Annotated in this window: 21 protein-coding genes and 1 pseudogene; 9 read left to right on the plus strand and 13 right to left on the minus strand. The window is 38.4% G+C overall.

What is annotated here, in order from left to right; genetic code table 11:
- Positions 1-236 precede the first annotated feature (236 nt).
- The 7 genes from P162_RS01170 to P162_RS01200 form a co-directional block, all read right to left on the minus strand.
- Positions 237-1,253: an endonuclease/exonuclease/phosphatase family protein gene (locus P162_RS01170; RefSeq protein ID WP_031425362.1), complete on the minus strand. Its 1,017-nt coding sequence runs from the start codon at positions 1,251-1,253 to the stop codon at positions 237-239.
- Entirely contained in the window at positions 1,253-2,143 is an 891-nt protein-coding gene (locus tag P162_RS01175; protein WP_031425363.1) for a rhomboid family protein, read from the minus strand. The genes P162_RS01170 and P162_RS01175 overlap by 1 nt, the downstream gene beginning before the upstream one ends.
- Positions 2,144-2,911, minus strand: coding sequence for a rhomboid family intramembrane serine protease (locus P162_RS01180; protein ID WP_031425364.1), 768 nt, complete (start codon positions 2,909-2,911; stop codon positions 2,144-2,146).
- A 16-nt stretch (positions 2,912-2,927) separates the two neighbouring features.
- On the minus strand, positions 2,928-4,820 hold the full coding sequence (gene mutL / locus P162_RS01185) for a DNA mismatch repair endonuclease MutL (RefSeq protein WP_031425365.1): 1,893 nt from the start codon (positions 4,818-4,820) through the stop codon (positions 2,928-2,930).
- 8 nt (positions 4,821-4,828) lie between these two features.
- Positions 4,829-5,107 carry a hypothetical protein gene (locus P162_RS01190; RefSeq protein ID WP_031425366.1) on the minus strand — a complete coding sequence of 93 codons (279 nt, stop codon included), beginning with the start codon at positions 5,105-5,107 and terminating at the stop codon, positions 4,829-4,831.
- A 206-nt stretch (positions 5,108-5,313) separates the two neighbouring features.
- Positions 5,314-5,805: a 6,7-dimethyl-8-ribityllumazine synthase gene (ribH, locus tag P162_RS01195; protein ID WP_031425367.1), complete on the minus strand. Its 492-nt coding sequence runs from the start codon at positions 5,803-5,805 to the stop codon at positions 5,314-5,316.
- 10 nt (positions 5,806-5,815) lie between these two features.
- Positions 5,816-6,598 carry a tetratricopeptide repeat protein gene (locus P162_RS01200; protein ID WP_031425368.1) on the minus strand — a complete coding sequence of 261 codons (783 nt, stop codon included), beginning with the start codon at positions 6,596-6,598 and terminating at the stop codon, positions 5,816-5,818.
- Between the two features lie 275 nt (positions 6,599-6,873).
- Here P162_RS01200 and recF point away from each other — a divergent pair, with 275 nt between their 5' ends.
- From recF to P162_RS01230, 6 genes are all read left to right on the plus strand, one after another.
- Positions 6,874-7,953 (plus strand): DNA replication/repair protein RecF, encoded by a 1,080-nt coding sequence (gene recF / locus P162_RS01205; RefSeq protein ID WP_031425369.1) that lies wholly within the window; start codon positions 6,874-6,876, stop codon positions 7,951-7,953.
- On the plus strand, positions 7,950-8,399 hold the full coding sequence (locus P162_RS01210) for a lipocalin family protein (RefSeq protein ID WP_031425370.1): 450 nt from the start codon (positions 7,950-7,952) through the stop codon (positions 8,397-8,399). The genes recF and P162_RS01210 overlap by 4 nt, the downstream gene beginning before the upstream one ends.
- 93 nt (positions 8,400-8,492) lie before the next feature.
- The gene (locus tag P162_RS01215) at positions 8,493-8,789 is read left to right on the plus strand and encodes a DUF721 domain-containing protein (protein WP_031425371.1); all 297 of its coding nucleotides are present in this window, start codon (positions 8,493-8,495) and stop codon (positions 8,787-8,789) included.
- A gap of 112 nt (positions 8,790-8,901) precedes the next feature.
- The gene (gene kdsA, locus P162_RS01220) at positions 8,902-9,720 is read left to right on the plus strand and encodes a 3-deoxy-8-phosphooctulonate synthase (RefSeq protein WP_031425372.1); all 819 of its coding nucleotides are present in this window, start codon (positions 8,902-8,904) and stop codon (positions 9,718-9,720) included.
- Between the two features lie 200 nt (positions 9,721-9,920).
- Complete coding sequence (locus tag P162_RS01225) at positions 9,921-11,210, plus strand: mechanosensitive ion channel (protein ID WP_051907720.1); 1,290 nt, start codon at positions 9,921-9,923, stop codon at positions 11,208-11,210.
- A 158-nt stretch (positions 11,211-11,368) separates the two neighbouring features.
- The gene (locus tag P162_RS01230; RefSeq protein ID WP_051907721.1) at positions 11,369-13,291 is read left to right on the plus strand and encodes a TlpA disulfide reductase family protein; all 1,923 of its coding nucleotides are present in this window, start codon (positions 11,369-11,371) and stop codon (positions 13,289-13,291) included.
- A 77-nt stretch (positions 13,292-13,368) separates the two neighbouring features.
- Here P162_RS01230 and P162_RS01235 read toward each other — a convergent pair whose 3' ends face one another.
- The 3 genes from P162_RS01235 to P162_RS01245 all read right to left on the minus strand — a co-directional run bounded on the left by P162_RS01235 (position 13,369) and on the right by P162_RS01245 (position 17,335).
- The gene (locus P162_RS01235) at positions 13,369-14,235 is read right to left on the minus strand and encodes a hydroxymethylglutaryl-CoA lyase (RefSeq protein WP_031425375.1); all 867 of its coding nucleotides are present in this window, start codon (positions 14,233-14,235) and stop codon (positions 13,369-13,371) included.
- Positions 14,236-14,299: 64 nt separating this feature from the next.
- Positions 14,300-16,243, minus strand: a complete 1,944-nt coding sequence (locus P162_RS01240) for a tetratricopeptide repeat-containing sensor histidine kinase (protein ID WP_031425376.1) — start codon at positions 16,241-16,243, stop codon at positions 14,300-14,302.
- 69 nt (positions 16,244-16,312) lie between these two features.
- Positions 16,313-17,335, minus strand: coding sequence for a quinone-dependent dihydroorotate dehydrogenase (locus P162_RS01245; protein ID WP_031425377.1), 1,023 nt, complete (start codon positions 17,333-17,335; stop codon positions 16,313-16,315).
- A gap of 126 nt (positions 17,336-17,461) precedes the next feature.
- Here P162_RS01245 and pepT point away from each other — a divergent pair, with 126 nt between their 5' ends.
- Positions 17,462-18,697, plus strand: coding sequence for a peptidase T (gene pepT, locus P162_RS01250; RefSeq protein ID WP_031425378.1), 1,236 nt, complete (start codon positions 17,462-17,464; stop codon positions 18,695-18,697).
- A gap of 122 nt (positions 18,698-18,819) precedes the next feature.
- Here pepT and yajC read toward each other — a convergent pair whose 3' ends face one another.
- From yajC to P162_RS01265, 3 genes are read right to left on the minus strand one after another with little or no spacing between them, the layout of a single operon-like run.
- Entirely contained in the window at positions 18,820-19,113 is a 294-nt protein-coding gene (gene yajC, locus P162_RS01255) for a preprotein translocase subunit YajC (protein WP_031425379.1), read from the minus strand.
- Between the two features lie 9 nt (positions 19,114-19,122).
- A complete protein-coding gene (locus P162_RS01260; protein WP_031425380.1) occupies positions 19,123-19,596 on the minus strand; it encodes a DUF1573 domain-containing protein in 474 nt (157 codons plus the stop codon).
- A 38-nt stretch (positions 19,597-19,634) separates the two neighbouring features.
- Complete coding sequence (locus P162_RS01265; protein ID WP_164076173.1) at positions 19,635-20,582, minus strand: transcription antitermination protein NusB; 948 nt, start codon at positions 20,580-20,582, stop codon at positions 19,635-19,637.
- A gap of 270 nt (positions 20,583-20,852) precedes the next feature.
- On the opposite strand from P162_RS01265, the pseudogene P162_RS01270 reads away from it, so the two are divergent.
- Positions 20,853-22,611 (plus strand): annotated as a pseudogene (locus P162_RS01270) (ABC transporter ATP-binding protein).
- A 66-nt stretch (positions 22,612-22,677) separates the two neighbouring features.
- Positions 22,678-23,058, plus strand: coding sequence for a PUR family DNA/RNA-binding protein (locus P162_RS01275; RefSeq protein ID WP_031425382.1), 381 nt, complete (start codon positions 22,678-22,680; stop codon positions 23,056-23,058).
- Positions 23,059-23,151: the final 93 nt, after the last annotated feature.

Below are 23,151 nucleotides of genomic sequence, written 5' to 3' on the forward strand. Positions count from 1 at the left end.
GTGTAATTATACCGTCTAAAGATTGCTAAAAATTCATTCCCTTATTTCTACATCAGTATAAAAATGAAGCGCAGAAAATTATCGCAGAAAAATAATTCCATTATCATTAATTACTGCCATCTAATTATTTAGTTTTAAATTACTTTTCAAAATCTGATAAAAAGAAGTATTTAATTGTAATGTAAATTTTGAGCAGCAAGTGTATTGATATATAAATCTTTACCAGATGCTTGTTGTCAAAGCTTCAGTTGTGTCATGATAGGATAATGATCTGAAAGCTCCTGCTCATAGTTATGAAAATCAAGTACCTCTATTTGAGGATCGACAAGTATGAAATCTATACGTATAGGGATAAAATCAAAAATAAATGTGCGACCAAATCCTGAACCTGCTTCTTCAAAAGTATCTTTTTTATCACCTCGTATTTTGTGATAGGCATAAGAGTATGCCGTATTGTTGAAGTCTCCATTCACAACCATAGGATACTTGCAGGTTGCTTGATGTGCAAGTACCATTTCAGTTTGTTCCTCCTGCTGTTTAAAGGATTGTCCTAACCTTCCCAATAATTGCTTTGAATCTTCTTGCCGCAAATTACCTATTTGAGGTTGAAGTGCCAACGTTTGCATATGTAGATTGTAAATCCTCAATGTATCTTCATCCTTCAGGACGTCTACAAATATTGCATTATTCATACTGTCTGGGAAATCAAGTGAACCCTGATTTACAATCTTATATTTTGAAAATATAGAAAGTCCAAAACTGGAGCTATTTCCCTGTAACTTAAAATATTTATAAGGATATCCATCAAGGTTAAAGGAAGTTACCAGTGTATATTCCTGAAAACTTAAAATATCGGGATCTTCTTTAGCGATCAGCTGTTCAATTTCCCTGGGAACATTTACATCTTTTAAAGCGTTGTTGAAATTGAACATACGCACATTAAAAGTCATGACTTTGAATGAACCCTCTTCTTCTAATGATTTCCCAAAAAACTCAAAAAGTGTGGCTTCCTGAAAAAAACCTATAAGTAAAACGAAAACCGAAACCAAAAAATGCCTTTTGAACTGAAATAGCCAATACAGGACGAAAAGTAAATTTCCTATTATTAGAAAAGGTATGGCAAGTGTTAATACAGAAAGAGGAGGATAAAAATGCGGAGGAATAAAACGAATTAAATAACCCATTAATAACATACATGCCAACAGTGCATTGAGGAAAAATGCGATCTTATTAAGAAAACTAAGTGATTTCATTAAGAATCTTTACCTGCTTTAAACAAAAAATCTTTTTCTGACTTGCTTAAACTGTCATATCCACTTTTACTTATTTTGTCCAAAATAGTATCTATTTTACGCTGTTGTTCTGTTTTTGAAGGTTTAGGGCCCCCTTTTGTGCTCTTAGAAGCTGAATTCGCATTTCTATATACTGTTTTCATGTTGGACGCTTTCTCTTTCTTTTTAAAAATAGACACAACACTATCAGATAATCGCTCCCAGCCTTCACCTATATCATTACCCTTTAACAATTGCCTGCCATAAATATAACCAAAGATCGCCCCACCCAGATGTGCTACAAGTCCACCCGCGTTAGCAGAGCTGGGCATCTGTATTAGGTCAGAAAGCAAAACAAAAACAGCAATATGCCACAATTTCACGTTAAAAAAGATAACCCTTACTTCGGTATTGGGCGAATACGTGGCAATAAAGATCATGATGGCACGCACTGCAGCAGAAGCTCCCACAAGTACCGCGGCGCCCTTTACGTCTTCGAATACCGGAAATAGGTTATAGGTCAAAATAAAAAGTGCACCCCCCGCTATAGCACCAAGGAGGTAAATAGTCAAAAATCGCTTTTCCTGAAAGATATTGAGCACCAGACTACCAAACCAATATAGAATTAGCATATTCCAGAAAATATGCCAAAAGCCCGCATGCAAAAATGCGTAGGTAAGAATACTCCAGGGCTGTAAAATAAATTCCCCAAGCGATGACGGTAAACTAAACCAGCGCATCGCACTCCCGGGGTCAATTTTGAATATCCACGGGATGATGAGAAAGCATAGGAATACAAGAACATTGACCAGGATAAGCTTGATCAGTACATTCGCTGTTTTGAATTGATAGCTTAAATTACTTGAATTCATCTAATTCCACCGTTGGTTATTAAAACTATTTCGCTTCCAGTACCAAATCATAATGAAGCCGAACAGTGCGCCACCCAGGTGGGCAAAGTTGGCTATATTTTGACCGAAAAGCGAAAATCCCGTAACGCCAGAAAATAGATCAAGAAGCAACAATCCTGGTATAAAAAATTTGGCTTTTATGGGAATCGGCACGAAGATAAGAAACAATTCAACATTAGGGAACATCATTCCAAAAGCGACCAGAACTCCGTAAATCGCACCAGAAGCCCCCACTGCAGAAGTGGAATATGCGGCAATCATACCCTGTACTTTATCTGCCGCTTCTATACTGGGATATGAATATTGTCCTGTTCTCCTTATCCCATCAAAGGCTTTTTCAAGAACATCCTGAATTTCCGCCGGACTAAAACCAGCGCTCAATAATGCATCGTAACCTGCTTGATAATGGTAATACCCTACCAGGGTATGTATAAGCGCCGCTCCCAATCCTGCCGAAAAGTAGAAGAAAATAAACTTTTTCTGCCCCAGCAATTGTTCCACGGGACTACCAAAGGCCCAGAGCGCATACATATTAAAAAGTATATGGAATATACTGTTCTGGTCATGCATGAACATATGCGTAAACGGCTGCCAAAATTCAAAATTGGGGTTCTCAGGGAACCATAGCGAAAAAAAATCGAAAGCTTGCGGAACAATAAACATGGTCCCCAGATAGAAGATCACATTTACGATTAAAAGTATTTTTACGGTTTCGGTTATTCTTCCCATGGGGCTGAAGGCTTTTTTAATGAGCGCTAAATTTCCTGTCTAGTTCATCTACGGTGATCGTGATGAACGTTTTTTTATTGAAAGGAGATAAATTAGGCTCCTTACATGCAAACAAAGTATTTAAAAGATGATCCCGCGAAGCCTCGTTCAGGCTTTCTCCTGGACGCACTGCCATACTCTTTGCCATACTTTTTGCAAGTACATCAGTCTGGCTAAAACCGGCATCTGGAACTTCGTGCTGTACGTCGTCAAGCAACTGCTCCAGTACAATACTCACCTCACTTTCCTGAATGCTTGAAGGTATACCAGAAATTCCTACCATATGTTCTTCCGTAAGATCAATTACAAAACCGGTATTCTCAAGCGATTCTTTGAGTTGCGCAAAAATAGCAATTTCGGAGGCGTTAAAATCCAAGCGAAGTGGAAAAAGCAATTGTTGGCTCACAGACTCTTTTACTGTAATATTTTTAAGTAATTCTTCATACAAAATACGCTGGTGTGCACGGTGTTGATCTATGACCAACATACCACTCTTGATCGTGCTTACTAGATATTTATTGTGCAATTGATACGTGGCGCCCCCACGGGACTGATCCATCCCCTTGCCAGAATTCCCCCTACTCTCATGCTCTTCAAATATAGTTTCTGTTTCCTGATCTACCTCTACCTGTAGATGACTAAATCCTGATTTCCGAATGCTTCGTTTAGTATCCAAACCTTCAAAGGCCTGCTCCCAACCAGTGGATTCATTTTTATGAAAGTGAGAACCCGTAAAATTTGATGAAGAGACTTTATTTTCGGTTTTGAATGGATTGAAGTTTTGGTCTACCTCCACTCGCGGACTTTCGGCTTCTTTGTTTTTATAGGAATAAGGAGTGTCAAAATTGGTATCCCTTTCAAAGTCAAGCACAGGTGCAATATTAAATTGGCCCAGACTATGCTTGACCGCCGCGCGCATGAGCGTATAGACCGCATGCTCATCTTCAAATTTTACTTCAGTCTTTGTAGGGTGGATGTTGATATCTATGGTCTTGGGATCTACATCCATATAAAGAAAATAGCTTGCCCGTGCACGATCTGGTAGCAGCCCATCAAATGCTGATGTTACCGCATGGTTCAAATAAGCATGTTTGATAAAACGGTCATTTACGAAGAAAAACTGCTCTCCCTTGGTTTTTTTTGCAAACTCGGGCTTAACGATAAAGCCATGAATATTTACAATTTCAGTATCTTCAAGTACCGGAACCAGTTTTTCATTGGTTTTTCCGCCAAAAATATTAACGATACGCTGCCGTTTATTACTTTCCGGAAGGTTGAAAAGTTCGCCATCGTTATTGTACATCATAAAAGAAACGGACTCATGCGCGAGTGCCACACGGTGAAACTCATCGATGATATGCCGAAGTTCCACTGCGTCAGACTTCAAGAAGTTCCGCCTTGCGGGAATATTGAAAAATAGATTTTTAACGGCAATACTCGTTCCTTTCAGCGTAGCGGTGATTTCCTGCGTTTTTAAGCGGCTTCCCTCAATTTCTATGCGTGTTCCCACTTCCTCGTCTTCTGTACGTGTTTTGAGTTCTACATGTGCAATTGCAGCAATAGAAGCCAGCGCCTCCCCACGGAAACCTTTTGTATGTAAGCTAAAAAGATCATCTGCCGTACTGATTTTTGAAGTAGCGTGCCGTTCAAAACTGAGTCGGGCATCTGTATCGCTCATCCCCTTGCCATCATCAATGACCTGAACCAGCGTTTTACCGGCATTTTTAATAAGTAATTTTATATGTGTAGCACCGGCATCTACCGCGTTTTCAAGCAGCTCCTTAACCACGGAAGCAGGACGTTGTACAACTTCCCCTGCCGCTATCTGATTGGCCACATGGTCAGGTAAAAGCTTGATGATATCGGTCATGCGGTGAGTTATCTTAAAAAGATGGAAAGGTCAAAATCAATAATATAGAGGAAAAGAAAAATCAGGACTGCAAGTACGATAAGCACCGTACGGTTTGCTTTTTTATCTGGATTGTGCTTAAAATCATCCCAAGCGGTAGTAAACTTACCTTTTAATCCTTTATTTTCTAATGTAGAGGTACGAAATTTATCAAACTTGGATTCCAGTTTGTATGGGCTACCGCTCCCCTCATAATGACGGGGACTGTAGCTGTACTTCTTATTTTTTCTTGTCTTTAAAATTCCCATAACGCTCGTGCTTCAAATTTACGATAATTGTAACTACCTACCTTAGCCTAAGTAGGCTCATTATAGTTACGTCAAAAAGCATTCCAACTCTCTTTATATAAATAGCAAGACCTCACAAGTTTATACATCTGTGAGGTCTTTAAAATTTAATTATTACTTTGTGAGCAGGTTCTAAACTTCCACAGGAATTGAATTCCTGCTGGTCGTCAAAATTTAGAATCTTTTCGCAGCTGCGCCATTTTTATCGCCGCGATTGCAGCCTCAGTGCCTTTGTTGCCATGCTTACCACCGCTACGGTCTATGGATTGTTGTTGTGTATTGTCTGTAAGTACACAAAAAATTACGGGTATATCTCCCTGTATATTCAAATCTTTGATTCCCTGGGTAACCCCTTCACAAACAAAATCAAAATGTTTGGTCTGGCCTTGAATCACACAGCCCACTGCAATAACCGCGTCAAGCATATCAAAACTACGGGTCATTTTCTTGCAGCCATAAATCAGCTCAAAACTCCCGGGAACATTCCATCGTACGATGTTTTCCTTGAGCGCTCCGCAGTCCAAAAAAGCATCAAATGCCCCTTGAAAAAGTCCGTTTGTAATTTCTGGGTTCCATTCAGAAACAACAATCCCAAACCGAAAATCTTTCGCATTTGGGATTGTTGTTTTATCGTACGCAGACAAATTTGTCGTCGCCATATAGTTAAAATTAGTTAGATGCTTTAGCCATGCCCATGTATAATGGCACGTTAACAGCAGCGGGTGAATCAGGATATTCCTCCTGGATTCGGTTTAAAAACTCTTCTGCCTTAGCATTATCCTTAAGCTCCAGGGCAGTCAATGCTGCCTTCATTAAAAATCGCGGGGTCGTAAAATCATTTGTTCTGATTTTAGCGGCCTGCTCATAATAATCCAGCGCTTGTTCTGGTTGGTTGAGCTGCATAAATGCATCACCTATGCCTCCTTTAGCCAATGGCGCAAGCATTAATTCATCATCATCGCTATTAAAATCTTCCAGATAATCGATAGCTTCCTGATATTTATTGGTGTTCAGATAAGCCATACCAGCATAATACTGCGCAAGGTTACCGGCCTTAGAACCGCCATAATTATCTATAATATCAAGAAACCCATATTTTCCTTCACCTCCATTTAAAGCGAGACCGTATAACGAGTCTTTAGCTGCGGCACCGTTAATGGCATCGTTGAAATAATTCTGGGCCTGGTACATTTCATTAGAGGCCTCTAATTCCCGTGGCTCTTCTATAAATTTACCGTAAGCAAGGTAAGCCAATACGAGCAGCGCGATTGCGCCAACAATAATAAAGATGGCTTTCTGGTTCTTGACCACCCATTCTTCTGTTCTATTTGCTCCCTCATCAAGATTAGAAAACACCTCTGCCGTGGTGCTGTCATCCTCATCAAAATCGTCTAAATCTACAGATTCTGGTTTGGTTTTTGGTTTTCCTCCCCGCTTATTGTATGTGGCCATAGTATTATTTTATTGGGCGCAAAAATAAAATTTTTATTTAATATGACAGGTGGTTTGTTTTGTTATTTTTCAATAATTTGCACCTTCGGGACACTTATTTTTATTTATTTACCTATAAGTTTTTGAATTTGGCAACGATTGTAAAAGGTAATTTTCCCATGGGAAATTGCATGGGTTTATACGGGTCTTTAGATTAGGTTCTGGTTCTAAAAATTGCTATTTTACCTCAAAAACTTCCCATTAACGGGCATTTTTTGCTGAATTTCCCTAATAATATGATCCTCAATTCGCTGTCTTTAATAAACTATAAGAATTTTGATTCCCGCTCCTTTGAACTGGATGCAAAAATAAACTGCTTTGTGGGCGACAATGGCGTAGGTAAAACCAATGTACTTGATGCGGTCTACCATCTTTCCTTCGGAAAAAGTTATTTCAATCCCGTTACTTCGCAAAACATCAATCACAATGCAGATTTCTTTGTTATTGACGGTCATTACCGAAAAAACGACCGGGAAGAGAAAGTAATCGTAAGTGCAAAACGCGGACAAAAAAAACTGATAAAACGAAATGGGAAGGCTTACGAGCGTCTTTCTGAACACATCGGTTTTTTACCACTGGTCATCATTTCTCCAGCAGATCGCGACCTGATCATTGAAGGCAGCAGCACCCGCCGCAAATTTATTGATGGCGTGATCTCCCAGAGCGACAACGCCTACCTCAACGATTTGATGTCTTATACTAAGATCCTTTCCCAGCGCAATGCGCTGCTAAAATATTTTGCCGCAAACCGCACGTATGATCCAGATACATTGGGTATTTACAATGAACAAATGACCGCACTGGGAACCCGCATCTTTAAAAAACGAAGTGCGTTTCTAGAAGCATTCAAACCTATTTTTCAGGAACGCTATACCGCCATTAGTGGTGGCCGTGAAACCGTACAGCTCAAGTATAAGAGTCAGTTGCGGGATACTCCGCTTGACCAACTTTTTACGGAAGCCTTGCAAAAGGACCGGATGATGCAATACACAACCGTGGGAACACATAAGGACGATCTCTCGTTGAAAATTGAAGGTCATCATGTCAAAAAATTTGGATCCCAGGGCCAGCAAAAGTCTTTCCTGATCGCTTTAAAACTTGCCCAGTTTGATTTTATTAAAAAGCAGAGCGGTACAACCCCATTGTTGTTATTAGATGATATCTTTGACAAACTGGACGAAAAACGGGTCGCACAGATCATAAACCTGGTAAACGATGCCAATTTTGGCCAGTTATTGCTAACCGATACGCATTCTGAGCGCACCGAAGCCATTGTAAAAGAAATCCATCAATCGTATAAAATCTTCAACCTATGAAAAAGGTACAGCTTTATGGCATGCTATTCGGTCTCGTACTATTTACCGCCTGCGGCGGAAATAGTCCAGAAGAACAAAAGGATTTTCTGAATGGATATTGGGAGATTCAGCGTGTTGACAGTCCGTACGGAAACGATAAGGATTATTCCATTAGTGAAACCATTGATTATATAGAAATTGAGGACAGTACCGGGTTTAGGGCAAAAGTATTGCCGCGCCTGGATGGTACGATTATAACCAATGGCAATACGGAAGATATATCGGTTTCCATAAAGGATGACAGCCTGCGTTTAGAGTATACAACCGCTTATGATCAATGGACAGAAACCGTGCTTGAAGCCAATGAAGAAAATTTAAAAGTCAAAAATCAAAAGGGTATGATTTATACCTATTCCCGGCACAAACTAATAGACCTGCGCGAAGATGGTTTACTTCAGGAAGAGTAAACCGCTTTAAGATTAGGTTTAGAATTTTGAATGCTTATAAAAATTTGAACAGCACGAACAATATCAATAATAATTGAAATAATTAATAAAAGTATGTCGAAACGAGACACAGACCCAAAATCACTTAAAGATGTACTTGGAGCTTTTGTGACCGATAACAAACTGCAAAAAGGTATGGATAAAGTGGACGTTGCTCAGGCCTGGGCAAATGTTATGGGTCCTGCCATCGTAAAATACACCACGCAGACAAAACTAGATGGCGATCGCTTATTTGTTCAATTAAGTTCGTCTGTATTGCGAGCAGAACTGGCCTATGGCAATGAAAGAATAATTGCAAATCTCAATGAAGAACTGGGACGCGAACTCATAAAAAAATTGATACTAAGGTAATAGGTAATCGTAGAAATGCCTTTTTCAAAAATTTTTTCTCAGTTCAAGCATTATAAATGCCTTTAAACCCCTCCTTCTAAAACCGTATCTTTGCCCATTAAAATAAAATACTATGCAACTTGATTTGATACCAAAAATAAAACACGCTGACAGTACTAACTTTTTCCTGATGGCTGGGCCCTGTGCCATTGAAGGTGAGGAAATGGCTTTAAGAATTGCCGAAAAAGTAGTGAAAATCACTGATAAATTGAAGATTCCTTATATTTTTAAAGGTAGTTTCAAAAAAGCCAATCGGAGCCGTGCAGATAGTTTTACAGGTATAGGTGATGAAAAAGCGCTGAAAATCCTTGAAAAAGTATCAAACACTTTTGATGTTCCCACCGTTACAGATATTCATGAAAATAGTGATGCTGCAATGGCTGCTCAATACGTTGACGTTTTACAGATCCCTGCTTTCCTCGCACGCCAGACCGATCTTCTTGTTGCTGCCGCAGAGACGGGTAAAGTGGTTAATATAAAAAAGGGCCAGTTTATGAGTCCCGAAAGTATGAAACATGCGGTAAACAAAATTACCGAAAGTGGAAACCAGCAGGTAATTATCACAGAGCGCGGTTCTATGTTTGGCTATCAGGATATGATCGTGGATTTTCGGGGTATTCCCACCATGCGTCAGTTCGCCCCTACCGTACTTGATGTCACCCACTCTTTGCAGCAGCCCAATCAATCTAGCGGAGTAACCGGCGGAAGGCCAGAACTTATCAATATTATGGCCAGGGCTGGCATCGCAGCAGGAGCTGATGGCCTCTTTATAGAAACCCACTTTGATCCCGCAAACGCTAAAAGTGATGGTGCAAATATGCTTGATATTAGCCTATTGGAGAATTTATTGACAAAACTCACTAAAATAAGGGAAGTAGTTGTAGATCTTTAAATTTCAACAATACATCAAACAATAAGCCGTCACCTGAATTTTTTCTCCGGTGACGGATTTTTTTTGTAACCTAAGGAAACCTAAAGAAGATAGCGCGTTTCACAAAAGCATTTTGTCTACCAATTATCTTATTTTAGTCTTCCCAATTTTATAATATTCCAAAATTGCCAATTTTAAACTTCAACTAATCTACTATCGTTATGGAAAATCAATTACAATACTTTGCCAATCAGGTTACCCATTTTTTACCGAACCTTTTAGGCGCGTTACTTGTTCTTTTTGTGGGCTGGCTCATTGCAAAAGGTATAAAAATGCTGGTTGTCAATCTTCTTAATAGAACATCGTGGGACGAGAAGGTTTTCAGTAGAACAGATGTTGGAGACACAAATATCTTTCTGGGAAACATATTCTATTATATTATAATGATCATTGTCCTGCTGATCGTTCTTGAAATTCTGGGCATAAATCAGGTGCTCGTTCCCCTGGAAAATATGCTTGATAAATTCCTTTCCTTCATTCCCAACTTTGTGGGTGCGGCCCTCATAGGATTTATAGGATACGTACTTGCAAAATTTGTTTCAAACCTTATCAATATAGGGGGTAGTTTTTTAGATAAGATCATAGATAAAACCAGCTTTAAAGACACCTATAAACTTGTAAATATTGTCAAAAAAGTGGTATTTATCGTCATTTTTATCCCTTTTTTGATACAGGCATTTAATGCTCTGGGACTTGATGCCATTTCTGAACCGGCGAACAACATCCTTTATAATTTTACTGAAATGATAGGCGATATCCTTATTGCCGGTGCGATTATCGTGATTTTTGTTTGGGGTGGTAAATACCTAACAGACTTCTTGAAGGATTTGTTCAAGGGAATAGGTATGGACCGCTTTGGCGCAAAAATTCAGATCGAAAACATGATAGGTACAGATCAATCCCTTTCCGCTCTTGTTGCCAATATCATTTACTTTTTTATAGTATTTTTTGGGATTATTACCGCCGTAGAAATTTTGGGTCTTTATATGTTAACCGAAACTTTGAACCAGATTCTGGAGGTAACCGGACAGATCATTTTTGGGATACTTATCCTTGCTATAGGTAATTACATTTCGCTAATGATCTACACAACAATGAGCAAAGCGGAAAATAACAGTTTTGTTGCCAAGATTGTCCGCTGGGCAACACTAGCACTATTTCTTGCGATTTCCCTACGCACCATGGGTATTGCCAATGAAATCGTAGAACTGGCCTTTGGTCTTATCCTGGGAGCGATTGCAGTGGCTGTCGCCCTTAGTTATGGATTAGGTGGTCGTGAGGCAGCGGGTGAACACTTTAAAGAGATCATTTCTAAAATCAAAGGTGACGGCATTTCAACAGAAAATACATCAAGTACCAAAAAAACAAAAACCAGGACATTTTCAAAAAAGAAAGCAGAAAGCAAAAGGGATGAATCTAATGATTATAATAATCCCCGGTTGGATTTATAGGCTAAATTCCATCTAAAATCCTTAAATCCCTGTTCCTAAAATGGCAGGGATTTTTTATGTCAGAGATAAATAAATGTAGTTTTAACATCTTTTACAAATATAATATTCGATTTTAGTACCTTAACAGCGAGTTATTTATAGAACTAACAATTAAACGCATGAATAAAATAGCACTTGCATTTTTGGCTTTGTCAGTTTTGGCTAGCTGTGATAAGAAATCTGAAGAAAGATGGTCGCAAAATGGCAATCTTTCCCTTTCTACTGAAAAACCTATGCGCGGTGAAAGCGTTCGGCTCAAGTATAAAAAGGCTGCGACAGGTACCGCTAAAGTTGACCTGCAGAGCATTTTGTACGTTATCGTAGATGATGAAGTATATGCTCAGGATCTGAATGTAGAGAATGGGGATACAACCTTTATTGAAACTATTAAAATCCCAGATTCCGCTACGGCTATTGCCTTTTTATTTAAGGCAGATAAAAAGATGGATACTAATAATGATAGCGGCTATGTCTATGAACTTTATGATAAAGATGGTAATGAAATTCCTGGCAGCACATTAAGCGCACTCCATTTTAAATCTGGAATGGGCAGTTATCTCGCAGAAATAAAATTTCAGCCAGAAGAAGCTGCAGAACAGTTGAAAAGTTCATTTAAAAATAATTCGGCAAATAAAGAGAAATTAATCCCTGAATATTTTGGTTTTATTAAACGTGCGGATGATACACTGGCTAAAAATCTTGCTGCAGAATATTCAGAACGCTATAAGAATAAAACAAATCTCAGCGAGGAAGATTATGACCAGTTGACCTCGTTATACAGAATTCTGGGGAACGAGGATGCCAGCGATTCTATTCAACAGCTGGCAACAAAGGACTATGCAATGGGTACAATTGCCAACGAAAAAAGTTATAGGGAATTATTGGAGTTGACAACTGTTGAAGAAAAGGAGGGAAAATTTGCAGAAATTGACACTTCTTTTGAAAAGTCTTCTTGGATAAGGCCACATGCCTTACAACAGCTCGCGGTGGGTTATATGGAAAAAGGCAATACTGAGAAGTTTCTGCAATATGCTTCAAAAATTGAGGATAAGGACCAACTGGCAAGCCTTTATAATTATCAGGCCTGGGAAATGGCCGGTCAGGATAAACAGCTGGACTTTGCATTAAAAATTTCCAAACGTTCTTTAGATTTAATGGAAGAGTTATTGGAAAATCCTGAAAACAAACCCAATTATCTTACAGAAAGCCAATTTAAAGACCAGCTAGAAGGTTCTGAAAAAATGTACATTGATACGTATGCTTTTATACTTTTCAAGGAAGGAAAAATCAAAGATGCGCTTTCTTATCAGGAAAAAGCTATAGGTAATGGCAAAAACCCAGAAACAAATGAGCACTATATTCAATATTTAATCGCTGATCATCAGTATGATAAAGCACAATCTAATGCTGAGGTTTTTATTAAAGAAAATGCGGCTACAACAAAAATCAAGGAATTCTTAAAAGAAGCGTATACTAACGGCGGCAAAAAGCAAGAAGACTTTGAAGGTTATTTAATCGCCTTAGAAGAGACCGCAAAGAAAAAGGCAAAGTCAGACCTTAAAGAAAGTATGATTGACGATGAGGCACCACAATTCAGCCTTATAAATCTTGATGGAGAACAAGTAACACTCGCAGATCTCAAGGGAAAAACGGTGGTTTTAGACTTTTGGGCAACCTGGTGCGGTCCTTGCAAAAGTTCTTTTCCGGGCATGCAAATGGCTGTTGACAAGTTTAAAGATGATCCTAATGTTGCGTTTTTATTTGTTGATACCTGGGAGAGCAGCACCGGCGAAGAGCGAATGGAAAGCGTTAGTGAATTTATCAAACAAAACAAGTATTCATTTAATGTTCTAATGGATGTGCCCCTGGAAGAAGGCAGCAGGGAATATAAAGTAGTAAGTGAGTATGGTGTTGATGGTATTCCCACTAAATTTGTTCTGGGACCTGATGGTCGTGTGAAATTTAAAGCCGTAGGTTATTCTGGAAGCACAGATGCCCTAGCTTCTGAAATAGAATTGATGATAGAACTGACACAATCATAGTACTTAATAAAACGGATCAAAAACCTCATAAATTGACCATTTTAGGGGATTTTTCTGTATTAAACAGAAACTTATGATTAATGATAATTCAAAAAAAGGTTGGACGCTTCATTATGTGCAGACTCAAAACTCATGGGACGAACGCCAGTATCTATTTTCTTTGTGTTAAAATACGATAACATTTTTTCAGTAGGCATATTTCCCGTGAGCTCATCTTTTGCCATGGGACATCCCCCATAACCCTGAATGGCACCGTCAAAACGATTACAACCTGCAGTATATGCCGCATTTAATTTTTCAAACCAGGCGCCAGGCGTGGTATGCAAATGCGCCCCGAATTCTATGGTCGGGTATTTTGGAATAAGGTGGGAAAAAAGATAATGTATGGTCTCTGCATCAGAACTTCCCACAGTATCAGATAAGGAAAGGATTTTTACTCCCATACTAGCCAATTTATCTGCCCATTCTGCGACAATTTCCACATTCCAGGGATCACCATAAGGATTGCCAAAACCCATTGATATATACGTCACTACTTCCTTATTTGCTTTATTTGCCGTCTCAAGGATTTCTTTTAAAACATCCACAGATTGCTCAATTGTTTTGTGGGTATTCCTCATCTGAAAATTTTCAGAAATACTGAATGGATAACCCAGATAATCAATGTTTTCGTGCTGAGAAGCATCTTCTGCCCCTCGAGCATTGGCAACAATGGCAAGTAATTTTGTATTTGTCCTGGTTAAATCCAGACCGGACAGAACGTCTGCGGTATCCTGCATTTGTGGTATGGCTTTGGGCGAGACAAAACTGCCAAAATCAAGAGTGTCAAAACCACAACGCAATAAAGCCTGAATATACTGTATCTTCTTTTCGGTAGGTATAGGTTTTTTTATGCCCTGCATAGCATCTCTTGGGCATTCCACTACTTTTATAGTTTCTGGCATTTGATCAATTCTATATCAAATATACAATTTAAGGATACACTTGATAAGCAAAATTCAATAGAGGTCATTCTCCTTTACATTTAGGTATTACCAAGGTGAAATTAGAACCTCTGCCCACAGTACTTTTAACCTCAATGCCTCCACCCATTGCTTTTGCAATTTCACTGCATAATATCAGTCCTATGCCATTACCCACTTCATCACCAGTACCTTTACGTGTATATCGTTGTCGTTCTACAAAAATCTGATCTATTTTGTCCTGACTTATCCCTAAACCGTTATCTATAACTGATAAACGGGACTCCTTTTCGTTAGTGCTCGCTTCAAATCGTATGGTACCTCCTGGGACGGTAAACTTAATAGCATTGTTTATTAAATTTCTCATTACCACTTCTATTACCTGGGCGTCTGCATAAACCTCAAAATCTTCTGGTATTTGATTTGTTATGGTTAACTCTTTTTTGCTAATGGAGACGCGCTCAACATCTATAATTGACTGTATCACGGTACAGGCATTAAGGTTTTTGCGATAAAACTTATAACCTTCCATTTGTGATTTAGTCCAGGTAAGGGCGCCGTCCAACAGATTATATAAACTTTCGGCCTGCCTGCTCAATTCTGATGTGAGCAGGTTTAATTCTTGTTCACTAAAATCACTTATGTTATCCTTCAGCATATTTATGCTTGTCATTATAGCTCCAAGTGGACTTTTTACATCATGTGCCACAATAGAAAATAGATTGTTCTTTTGCGTATTTTGTTTTTCTAGATTTCTATTATCTCTATTTAGAACTTTTTGTTTTGTCTGCAAGCGAATGTTTGCTTTCTGGTTAACTTCATACATTCTACTAAGGACCAAAACCAGTATTAATAGAATAAAAATAAAAACCCCAACGCTCCAAATGAGATTGCGCTGATTAATAATTTTAAGGTTATTTAATTCTGCTTCATGCCTTAATAGTTTGTTCTCATTCTCTTTTTGAGATATGTTCGATTTAACCTTAAGATTTTCTCTTATTTGAACTTGATCAATATTTTGAAGCTCTTCATTTAATACTTGGTATTTCTCTGCATAAACAAGCGCTTCTTCAAACTGGCCACTACTTTTATAAAATTGACTTTTAATTTGATAAAACTGCATAATTATCGTTTTATCACTGGCATTTAGGACTTTTTCTTCAAGCTCATTAAGCTGAACTTTCGCTTCTCCCATTCTATCAAGCCCCACTAAACTACCTACTTTGTATATTCTGGCACGCGTATCGTATTGAATGGGTATATCTTTGTAGGTCAAAGCCTGAATAAGATAGCTCAAAGCTTCTGGGTAACTTTGCATCTTTAAACGTGCCGTACCCATGTGATAATAGGCTGTTGCGAGTTTTCTCTTATCCTTAAGCCGTAAACTAAGATCAATTGCCTGTTCAGCATAAAATACGGCACTATCTAATTGCTTGAGTTCAAGGTTAACCTCACTGAGATTTAAAACAAAAACAAGATAAAGCTCGGGGTGCTGAAAACGATCCAGTATTTTTAAACCCTTTTTATAATTATATAGACTGCTATTGTAATCTTTTATATAAAAATCGTTTGCCCCCAGATTATTATATACCCCAGCTAATTTCGTAGTGTCACCTACATTAGAATAATACTTCTCTGCCTTAATTAATTCTAACATAGCTTTCGTATTGTTGCTAGTTATCATATAATATACACCCCTTCTATTATTTGCAGCAGCGAGAGCACGATCGTTAGAAAAATTTTCCCCTATTAATTTTAAAGTATCAATATAGGCAAGGGCAGAATCTGGATCTATATAGAGATATTCAAGACTTAACCTATTATATAAATCTATTTTCAAGGTATCATGTGAAGTCTTTTCAATAGCTTCTTTTAAAGAGTCGATTACCTTTGACTGGGACCAAAGACTTATTGAAAAGTTCAGATATATAAAAATGAAAAATAACCCAAAATTTAATATATTGGGTATTCCATATTTGATTTTCTTCAACTTTACACTCAAATGAATTTATTATAAAAATCGGTCAAAAATAGTGAAAATATCGACAAACAACGATATTTAAGGGGTTCTATTTATTAATTTCATGTTAATTTCTTTTATAATATTTGGTCCTTCATATATAAAACCGGTATATACTTGAATAAGCGATGCACCGGCTGCAAGCTTTTCAAGAGCATCTTCAGCATTATTGATCCCTCCTACGCCAATTATGGGAAAGTGTGTTGAACTGTGTTGCGAAAGAAATTTAATGATCTCAGTAGATTTCTTTTTTAATGGTTTACCACTAAGACCGCCCTGTTCCTTTTTATTATTACTACTAAGATTTTGACGGTCTGTGGTTGTATTTGTCGCTATCACACCTGCAATACCCGTACTCTCAACTATATCAATAATATCCATAAGTTGGGTATCAGTGAGATCTGGGGCAATCTTGAGCAATATGGGTTTTGGTTTTCGTGCTACGCCACCATTTATTTTCATAAGGGCATTGAGCAATTTCTTTAAAGGCCTCTTTTCCTGTAATTCCCTTAAATTAGGAGTATTAGGCGAACTAACATTTACTACAAAATAATCAACATAATCAAAAAGCGCCTCAAAACTGTAGATATAATCTGAAGCTGCATCTTCATTCGGGGTAGATTTATTCTTACCTATGTTCCCGCCTATTAGGACGCCTTTATTTTTTCTGAGTCGCTTTACCGCTTCATCCACACCACCATTATTAAAACCCATACGGTTCACAATGGCATGATCTTCTTTCAAGCGAAAAAGACGCTTTTTAGGATTACCTGCCTGAGGTTTTGGTGTTAAAGTACCTATTTCTATAAAGCCAAAACCAAAATTAGAAAGTTCGTTATAAAGTTTCGCATCTTTATCAAAACCAGCCGCAAGTCCCACTGGATTCTTAAATTTAAGCCCAAAAACCTCTCTTTCAAGTCGCTTATCTTCTATGGTATAAAGTGACCTTACAAGAGGCCCCAAGCCAAGTTTGTTTATGATTTTGATCATTTTAAAACTAAAATGATGAACATTTTCTGGGTCAAACTTAAAAAGTAGGGGTCTTAAAATCTTTGTATACATATAGTGGGTTATACTACAAAATTAGTCATTTAAAGACTCAAACTCCAGATTTATTAGACAACAGCGTTTTTTTACTTGTCATCCCCATTACATTCTTCTAGTTTTACTAACTTATAAAAACAACAAATGATCGATAAAAATAAACTCATTGACCGATTTTTAACCTACGTGAAAATCGATACCCAAAGTGATCCTTTGAGTAATGAAACTCCCAGTACCGCAAAACAATGGGATCTGGCCCGGCTACTGGCAAGGCAATTAAAAGAGATGGGACTTGATGATGTGAGCATTGACAACAATGGGTATATAATGGCAAGTCTTCCCGCAAATGTATCTGAAAAGGTACCGGTAATAGGTTTTATAGCGCATTATGATACAACACCAGATTTTACGGGAACAGGAGTAAATCCCCAGCGTATAGACAACTACGATGGACAGGATATTACGCTCAATCAGGAAAAAAACATTGTACTGCGATCCACTGAATTTGATGAGCTTCTGGATTATAAGGGACAAACACTTATTACAACAGATGGAAACACATTACTGGGAGCAGATGACAAGGCAGGTATTACCGAAATAATGGAAGCATTTTCCTACCTGATTGCGCATCCCGAAATTAAACACGGAACCTTAAAAATAGGCTTTACTCCAGACGAGGAAATAGGGCGAGGCGCACACAAATTCGATGTTGAAAAATTTGGGGCAGACTGGGCATATACAATGGACGGGAGTCAGCTTGGTGAACTCGAGTATGAGAATTTTAATGCAGCCGGGGCAAAGATTACAATTAAAGGAAAGAGCGTTCACCCGGGGTACGCAAAAGGTAAAATGCGTAATAGCATATATATTGCACAGGATTTTATCAACTCGCTGCCCCGTATGGAGACACCAGAACATACCAGTGATCGAGAAGGTTTCTTCCATCTTAATGGGATCAGGGGAGACGTTGAAGAGACCCACCTTGATTATATCATAAGAGATCATGATACGAAGCATTTTAACGCGAGAAAGGCTTTTATTTTCAAACTGGCCGAAGAGATCAATGCTCAATATGAGGAGGAGATCATTACTATCCAGATTAAGGATCAGTACAAAAACATGCGCGAGAAAATCGAACCTATGATGCATATCGTTGATCTTGCGGAAAAAGCGATGCGGGCGACTGGCATAAAACCTATAATAAAACCCATACGTGGTGGTACAGATGGCTCTCAACTCTCTTTTATGGGATTACCCTGTCCCAATATCTTTGCAGGGGGCCATAACTTTCATGGAAGGTTTGAATATGTACCGGCAGAGAGCATGGTCAAAGCCACGGAAGTAATTGTAAAAATCGCCGAGCTTGCGATAGATATATAAAAAATTGATCTAATTGATGAAAGAAACAACCGCGTTTGAACTAGTTCGCTCTTAATTATAAACATAAAAAAATCCGTGCCGGGCACGGATTTTTTTATGTTTTATATAGAATTCAGCTAAACCTATTTCTTAACAGGAGTAGCTGGTTCATTCAATTTCTTGCTCATTTCTAATGAAAGCGCAGAACGTTCATATTTTAACTTGCCAGCACCAGATTCTAGAATACAGGTACCATCATTATTCAATTCCAGCACTTTACCATGAAGTCCAGATTTAGTAACAACGCGATCCCCTCTTTTGAGCTCTTCAGCAAATTTCTTCTCCTTTTTTTGCCGTTGCATCTGTGGGCGTATCATAAAAAGATACACAACCAGTACCATTAAAATTATAGGCAAAAATTGGGTTAAATTTTCCATTCCCATAAATTAGCTTTTAGCTGGTGCGGTTCCGTCAGCAGGTTCAACAAAGGCTTTGATCTTTAATTGTTCAGAACCATTTTGCGTATTTGCAGTTACCGTAACGACTTTAGTCACTTCGTTAAGACCACTACCATTATATTTTACTAAAAGTTCGCCTTCTTCACCTGGAGCGATTGGCTCTTTTGGAGGTTCAGGAACGGTACAGCCACAAGTACTGGTTGCGTTGACAATCACTAAGGGCGCGTCGCCATTGTTCTTAAATTTAAAAACATGCTCCACATTGGTTCCACGGGAAATTTTACCGAAGTCAAACTCAGTCTCTTCAAACTCCATAGTGGCCATAGAAGATGAACTGGCATCCCTACTGGCAGCCATTTCAACATTCTCGCTTTTAACCATATTAGAAGCATTGCCCTTATCTTTACAAGAAGTAAATCCAAGTGCTAGTACTGCACTTAAGGTAATCACTAATTTTTTCATAATCCTAAATTTTAAGGTTCAAAAATACAAATTTTTAATTACTCCACTAGACCACGCCCTATTTTGTTTAGGCGCTTTTCATTAGCATATTGCTTTACAAGGCGATCAAGTACACCATTGATAAAAACACTACTTTTAGGAGTGCTATATTCTTTGGCCAGCTCGAGATACTCATTGATTGTTACTTTAATAGGTATCGAAGAAAATAGTAAAAATTCCCCTAAAGCCATTTTTAGTAATATCTTATCCAGGATCGCAATTCTATCCTGATCCCAGTTGGGCGTGTTCCCTTCAATCTCAGCCTCAAGCATAGAATCATTTTCTACAGAACGTCGCAATAGATTTCTGGCAAAATGCTCATCTTCGGCATCTTTGTATAGCTTAGGCAAAATGGAAGTTTCAGGAGAATTGGGTTTTATCTTACCTAATTTCTTAACGATTGTAGTATTAATTACCGGGAAATCATCTGTCCATGTGATGCGATAATCCTCCAGATAATCGTAAAGTTTATCATTTGGCGCAATGAGCTCACTAAAAAATTCTATGACAAAAGCACGATCTTCTTTGAAAGAAGTTTGCGCTTTCTCCATATAGATCTTGTAAATATCACTCTGCAGTAACTCTTCAAAAATGATGTTTACATATTCACTGTCAAGCCTCCAGTTGTTGAGTTTTCTTTGTTCGAGTTCTTTTTTAAGCTCCTCATTAGCTGCAAGTTTTACCAGCAGCTCATTATCCACAAAGCGACGGTTGGGATTTTTATCTTCAGCAGTGGCCAGCATTTTTTGCTGTGACCGTTCCTGGTATTCAATGGCATGCGCATGCACTTCAATGATAAGATCTACCATGACCAGATAAAGGTCGTACATCTGGGCAATACTCGACCTTAAAAATTTCTCTTCTTTAATTAAATTGTTATTTTCAGCTTGGGAAAGCGCATAGAGCGCCTGCATGACTTTAATACGAATATGCCGTCTGTTGAGCATGGTGGTGGGAGGCTTAAAAATTTAAATGTAGTTAAAAGACGGCAACTCTTCTATTGACCCTCTTTTTTTTATTGTGGGGCAAAAATAAGCGTTTTGTGATTGTATATGGCAAATAAATGCATTCATTTTGAACGATGCTAACAAGGCCTTAATACGTATCTTTGTGCGCCGGAAATAGAAATTTCCCCAAAACGTAAATTGATATAAAAAAAGCCTTCCCGAAGAAATTTTTATATTGGATTTTCCTTTTTAGCGAAAGCGATCTTACCTATGAAAGAGTTACAGCACCTCAATAAATACTTTGCAAAATACAAATGGCGCCTTATACCTGGTGTTTTTATAGTTATCGCTGCCCGAATATTTGCTATCCTCGTCCCTAAATTTTCTGGTGACATGATAGGCTATGTGGAAAACTATAATAAACAGAGCGGCAATATTGATGCGCTGGAAGATCAATTGCTTACCACGCTATTACTGCTACTTGGAGCCACACTCCTATCTGCTTTTTTTACCTTTTTGATGCGCCAGATGTTTATCGTGGTCTCCAGATATATGGAAGCAGATTTAAAGAACGAAGTATACGACCAGTATCAGGAGCTTTCACTGAGCTTCTATAAAAAAAACCGTACCGGTGACTTGATGAGCCGTATAAGTGAAGATGTGTCTAAAGTGCGTATGTACCTGGGACCCGCAATTATGTATGGTGTAACCACCATAGTACTGTTTGCTACCGTCATTCCTTACATGTATTTTACAGCGCCCAGCCTTACGCTATGGGTTTTAATACCATTGCCCATACTTTCCGTCACCATTTACTTTTTAAGCAGGCTCATTCATAAAAGGAGTACCGTGGTACAACAATATCTGGCGCGCCTCAGCACCTTTACACAAGAATCTTTTAGCGGTATTGGCGTGATTAAAGCCTACGGCATAGAATCACAGACTTTTGAGGGTTTTGACGAACTTAGTGAAGGGAGCAAAAATAAAAATTTAGAGCTGGTGCGCGTTCAGGCATTTTTTATTCCGTTGATAATAGCGTTGATCGGGATGAGCAACCTGCTGGTTATTTATATAGGAGGAAAAACAATATATAGAGGGTACCATACCAGATCTGGGCGTTATCGTAGAATTTTTGATCTATGTCAACATGTTGACCTGGCCAGTGGCTTCCGTGGGATGGATCACCTCGCTTGTACAGCAGGCAGAAGCCTCTCAAAAGCGTATCAATGAATTCCTAAAGGAAAAACCGCAGATAAAAAACAATACAGAAGCCCCTACTCCCGTAAATGGTGATATTCATTTTGACAATGTCACGTTCACCTATGAAGATACTAATATTACTGCGCTTAAAAATGTTACATTCAGTATAAAAAATGGTGAAACAGTGGCCATTATCGGTAAAACCGGCTCTGGAAAATCCACCATTCTGGAATTAATAGGTCGGCTTTATGATGTAACCTCAGGAACCCTAAAAATAGATGGCACGCCCATAGAACAGCTTAATTTAAATGACCTTCGGAAAGCTATAGGTTATGTCCCGCAGGATAGTTTCCTTTTTAGCGATACGATCCTAGAGAATATAAAATTCGGCAAGGCCGAAGCTACTCAGGAAGAAGTAGAAGAAGCTGCTAAAATCGCGGTCGTACACGAGAATATTATAGATTTCAGTAAGGGTTATGACACTATTTTAGGGGAACGCGGCATCACACTTTCTGGCGGTCAAAAGCAGCGGGTTTCTATCGCCAGGGCAATTATCAAGGATCCTAAAATCCTACTTTTTGACGACAGCCTTTCTGCCGTGGATACGGAGACCGAAGAACAAATTCTCAACCATATCCACAAAGAGGCCGGAAGCAAAACTACGCTCATTGTGAGTCACAGGATATCTTCCGCTAAAAATGCAGATCGCATCATCATTCTTGATGAAGGTCAGGTTCTTCAGGAAGGTACTCACGCCACATTGATTACAAAACCAGGGTACTATCAGGAACTGTATCAGAAACAGCTTGAGGAAAAAGAAATGGACTAAAATTTTGACCATTTGATATTTTTTTCCATTTTTGAAAAGTAAAACGTATCCAATTAAAATTCCAATATGGGCAAGAATGACATGAAGGGGAATGAAGAAATTTTCTCAAAAGTATTGCGCGCAGGCAGACGCACCTATTTTTTTGATGTACGCGCAACCCGTGCAGAAGATTATTATCTGACCATTACAGAAAGTAAAAAGTTCACTAATGAGGATGGGTCTTTTCACTACAAAAAGCATAAAATCTATCTTTATAAGGAGGATTTTGAAGGGTTCAATGCAATTTTGAACGAAATGACAGATTATATTCTCGATGAAAAAGGGGAAGAAGTCATTAGCGATCGTCACCAGAGTGATTATGTTTCACCAGCCTCTGAGAATGAAATAGAACTGGAAACCCCTACTTCTGCAAAAACTTTTACTGATGTAAGTTTTGACGATATTTAAACCAGCATTATTCACACATTTATAAAAAAACCGTTGCGTATTACGCAACGGTTTTTTTATTTCAGCTATTTATTTATATCTATAGGCTGAAAT

The sequence above is a fragment of the Flavimarina sp. Hel_I_48 genome, assembly GCF_000733945.1.
Taxonomy (GTDB): Bacteria; Bacteroidota; Bacteroidia; order Flavobacteriales; family Flavobacteriaceae; genus Leeuwenhoekiella.